General features: G+C 73.8%; 5 protein-coding genes and 1 pseudogene. 4 read left to right on the top strand and 2 right to left on the bottom strand.

The genetic code is table 11. The features are described from left to right. Positions 1 to 1090 (top strand): alpha-amylase family glycosyl hydrolase (locus ACR9ZK_RS20905; RefSeq protein WP_481343889.1); only part of this gene is annotated, 1090 nt, incomplete at its 5' end. Further along, positions 1083 to 1397 (top strand): hypothetical protein, encoded by a 315-nt coding sequence (locus ACR9ZK_RS20900; protein WP_481343888.1) that lies wholly within the window; start codon positions 1083 to 1085, stop codon positions 1395 to 1397. The genes ACR9ZK_RS20905 and ACR9ZK_RS20900, both read left to right, overlap by 8 nt. A gap of 130 nt (positions 1398 to 1527) precedes the next feature. Here the strand turns inward: ACR9ZK_RS20900 and trxA are convergent, their stop codons facing one another. Together trxA and ACR9ZK_RS20890 are read right to left on the bottom strand one after the other, a co-directional pair. Further along, entirely contained in the window at positions 1528 to 1917 is a 390-nt protein-coding gene (gene trxA, locus ACR9ZK_RS20895; RefSeq protein ID WP_481343887.1) for a thioredoxin, read from the bottom strand. Positions 1918 to 2080: 163 nt separating this feature from the next. Next, the gene (locus tag ACR9ZK_RS20890; RefSeq protein ID WP_481343886.1) at positions 2081 to 2713 is read right to left on the bottom strand and encodes an SIMPL domain-containing protein; all 633 of its coding nucleotides are present in this window, start codon (positions 2711 to 2713) and stop codon (positions 2081 to 2083) included. Positions 2714 to 2801: 88 nt separating this feature from the next. Between ACR9ZK_RS20890 and ACR9ZK_RS20885 the strand changes: the two genes are divergently transcribed. Beyond that, positions 2802 to 3158, top strand: a complete 357-nt coding sequence (locus tag ACR9ZK_RS20885) for a VanZ family protein (RefSeq protein ID WP_481343885.1) — start codon at positions 2802 to 2804, stop codon at positions 3156 to 3158. 290 nt (positions 3159 to 3448) lie between these two features. Continuing rightward, a pseudogene (locus ACR9ZK_RS20880) lies at positions 3449 to 4223 on the top strand (DEAD/DEAH box helicase); the annotation flags it as partial.

Below are 4223 nucleotides of genomic sequence, written 5' to 3'. Positions count from 1 at the left end.
CTTCGAGGAGGTGCTGCGGTTCTGGTTCGAGCGGGGCGTCGACGGACTGCGCATCGACGTGGCCCACGGCCTGCACAAGCGCGAGGGGCTCCCGGACCACGAGCTCGCCCTCGACGACGAGATCACCGGGGACCCGAACAACGCCCACGCCTGGAACCAGCCCGAAGTGCACGACGTCTGGCGCTCCTGGCGCGCGATCGCGGACGGCTACACGGCCGCCACCGGTCGGGAGCGGGTGCTGATCGGCGAGGTGGGAGTCCTGGACGCCGCGGAGCTCGCGGCGTACCAGCGACCGGACGAGCTGCACCAGAGCTTCTTCTTCGAGTTCCTCCGGGCGCCGTGGGACGTCGACGCGCTGCGAGGCGTCATCGACCGGGGCCGCACGACCGTCGCGGGCGCCGGTTCGCCCGTGGCGTGGGTCCTCAACAACCACGACATGCCCCGAGTGGTGACCCGGTACGCGGGCGGGTGGCCCGGCGGCCCCATGGGCGACGTCGAGCTGGGCATCAGGAGGGCCCGTGCGGCCGCGCTGCTCATGCTGGCCCTGCCCGGCTCGGCGTTCATCTACCAGGGCGAGGAGCTGGGCCTGCCGGAGGTCATCGACCTGCCCGAGCATGTGCTGACGGACCCCATGTTCCACCGGACGGCCGGGGTGCGACGGGGCCGGGACGGCTGCCGGGTCCCGCTGCCGTGGGACTCGGCGAGCGGCGCCTGGGGCTTCTCACCGGAGGGCGCGTCGGCGGGCACCTGGCTCCCGCAGCCCGACTGGTTCGGCTACCACGCCGTCGACCGCCAGCTCGAGTCCGGCGAGTCCATGCTGAACCTGTACCGCGAGGCCATCGCCCTGCGCCATCGGGTGCCGGACATCGCCACGGGCGACTTCCGCTGGCTCCGGACCGAGCCCGGCGTGCTGGCCTTCCTCCGCGGCGACGGCTTCGCCTGCGTCGTGAACTGCACGTCCGAGCCCGTGCTCATGCCGGTCGAGGGCCACGTGCTGCACGCAAGCGACCCCGAGGTCGGCGAGAAGCTTCCCCCCGACAGTGCCGCGTGGGTGCTCGTCGGGAACGAGCCGGGGACGCGTCATGAGTGACGGCACGCGCCCGCTGGTGCTGGGCTACATCCGTGAGGAGGACCTGGCAGGAGAGCGGCTGGTCAGCGCCAGGACGCGTCTCGAGGCCTTCGCCCACGCCGAGGGCTTCACCCTCGGCACCGTGTTCGTCGAGGGCCACCACAAGGACCCCTGGGCCTTCGACGCCCTCATGGAGCAGGTCCGGCGCGGCGACGAGGCGTGGGCCGTCGTCGTCCCGCACGTCGGCCACCTGGGTCGCGGCCGGGCCCGGGCGCTGCGTGCGCGCCGCGACGGTCACACGACGGTGACCGTGCTCGTGGCCCCCTAGACCGGCGGACCTGGCGTCTGACCCCCCTCCCCATCGACGCCGGGTCCGCCACCTCCTCGCAGAGGCGGGAGACCGGCGACGCCGAGGACGACCCGACAGGCCGGCTCCGGTGGTCAGCCGGGCCGGTGCGTCACTGCGCTGCGGCGTCGGGGCCGGAGCCCTGCGCGGCGAGCTGCTCCTTGATCGGTGCCATGTCGAGCGCCTTGACCTGCTCGATGACGTTCTGGAGCGCCGACTGGGGCAGGGCCCCCGGCTGGGCGAACACGAGCACGCCCTCCTTGAACGCCATGAGCGTCGGGATCGAGGTGATGTTGGCCGCGGAGGCGAGCGCCTGCTCCGCCTCCGTGTCGACCTTGCCGAACACGATGCCCTCGTTGTCCCCGGTCTGGGACGCCGCATCGTACACGGGGGCGAACTGGCGGCACGGGCCGCACCACGACGCCCAGAAGTCGACGAGCACGATGTCGTTGTCGAGCACGGTCTTCTCGAAGGTCTCGGCGGTCAGGTCAGTCGTTGCCATGTCGCCTCCAACGAACGAGGGGCCCGAGGTATTCCACCGTCGAACGTCCGCTGCCGGTCCGGCTCCGGCCGCCGGGGTGACGGCGGGGTCGCGCGGCGTCAGGGGCGTCAGGGGCGTCAGGGGCGTCAGGGGCGTCAGGGGAGCGTCACACGGGTCACCCGGGTCAGGGCGCATCCGTCAGGGTCCACGTCACCGTGACCGACGCCCCGAGCTCGAGGTCGCCGCCCTCGACGGGCATGGCGCCGGCCGAGTCCCGGGCCGTCGACGCGAGCCTCATCGCCGACGCCGCCACCGGCACGGCGCCGGTCTCGGCGATGCCGAGGACCCGCCCCAGAGCCGCCCCCGCGAGCGTCGCGTACTGGTCGGCCTTGGCCCGCGCGTCGGCGAACGCGGCGTCTCGCGCCTGCGACAGGCCCTCGGCCCGGTCGGAGACGTCGAGCCGCACCTGGTCGACGAGGAGGGCGTTGCCGACCGCCTCGGCCCCTGCCTCGAGCACCTCACCGACGGCCTCGAGCCGCCGCACCGTCAGGCCGAGCCGCTGCTGGGCCGTGAACCCGACCGGCGTGCCGGTGTTGTCCCAGCGCTGGCTCACCGACGCGTCGAGCGTGCGGATGTCGGCATCGGCGAGGCCGTGGGCGCGGGCCACGCGCCCGACCTCCGCGATGCCGGTGGCAGCACCGGCGAGGGCCGCCGCGACGTCCGGCGCGTCGTGACCGACCCGCAGGTCGAGCCGGACGACGTCGGGGGAGACGCTCGCCCGCCCGGAACCGGTGACCGTGACCGTGCGCCTGCCCATGGTCGCCTCCTCCTCGTCCGCCGCCGGCGGGGTGGTGCCCCTCTTCCCGGCACGGGTCCTTCGCCGAACCTACCTAGACTCCCGTGCCATGACGACCCCCTCGACGCTCGACCGGCGCCCCGCCGTGGTCCTCGCGGCCCTGGCCGTCGCGGTCCAGCTCGCCGTCCTCTACTGGCCCGTCGTCACCGTCGAGGGACCGGTCAGCTGGACCGACAAGGTCGTGCACCTGGTCGTCTTCGCCGTGCCGACGTACGCGCTCGGCCGGGCGACGTCGCCTCGCCTCGCCGTGGCGGTGCTCGCCGGGCACGCACCCGTGAGCGAGGTCGTGCAGCACCTGCTGCTGCCTGGACGTACCGGTGACCCCTGGGACGCCCTCGTCGACCTCGTCGGTGTGGCGGTCGGGGCGCTCGCGCTCGTGGTCAGGGCACGCCGCCGCCGCTGGTAGACTCCTCGCATCCGACTCCGAGGTCTCCTCGGATCACGACGGAGGGGATGGCGCCGGGGATGCCCGGCGGGCAGGCCCGTCCGACGAGGCGACATCCAACCGGAAGCCCGCGCCGACGGCGCGGCCCGGCACCCGACGCGGAGCGGATCCGAACGCCGGACGGCACAGATGCCGGGCACCGGTACACCAAGGGGCGCAGACGATGCTGCGCCTGAGGCTCGTCTGCATGGTCGTGGTTGTGACTCACGGCTCGAGACGAAGTCTGCTCGAGCTGAGAGAGTTGAACACGCATGTCCAAGAACCCGTCCTCCGGCGCGCCCAAGAAGGCCCGCTGGTCCACCGAGAAGAAGGCCGCCGCCGCCAAGAAGCCGCACCGCGGCTCCGCTCCCGGCCAGAAGGCCCGCGGCTCCTTCTCGGGCACGAGGACCTCCCGGCCGGCCACGTCCGGCACCTCGCACGTCGGCGGCCGTGAGTGGCGCCCGCGCGACGAGCACCGCTCGTACGACCGCCGTGACGAGCGTCGCGACGACCGTCCCCGTTTCGACCGCGACGACCGTGGCGACCGCGGCTTCCAGCGTCGCGAGGACCGCCCGCGCTTCGACCGGGACGACCGCGGCGACCGTGGCTTCCAGCGTCGCGAGGACCGTCCCCGTTTCGAGCGCGACGACCGCGGCGACCGCGGCTTCCAGCGTCGCGAGGACCGTCCCCGTTTCGACCGCGACGACCGCGGCGACCGCGGCTTCCAGCGTCGCGACGACCGCCCCCGTTTCGACCGCGACGACCGCGGCGACCGTGGCTTCCAGCGTCGCGAGGACCGTCCCCGCTTCGACCGTCCCCGTTTCGACCGCGACGACCGCGGCGACCGTGGCTTCCAGCGTCGCGAGGACCGTCCCCGTTTCGACCGCGACGACCGTGGCGACCGCGGCTTCCAGCGCCGTGACGACCGTCCCCGCTTCGACCGGCCCCGCTTCGAACGCGACGACCGTGGCGACCGTGGCGACCGCGGCTTCCAGCGCCGTGACGACCGTCCCCGCTTCGACCGGCCCCGCTTCGAACGCGACGACC

This window comes from Monashia sp. HAY1-5C, assembly GCF_056755255.1.
The sequence above is the reverse complement of the archived record's forward strand: the minus strand, read 5'-3'. Positions and strand labels throughout refer to the sequence as shown.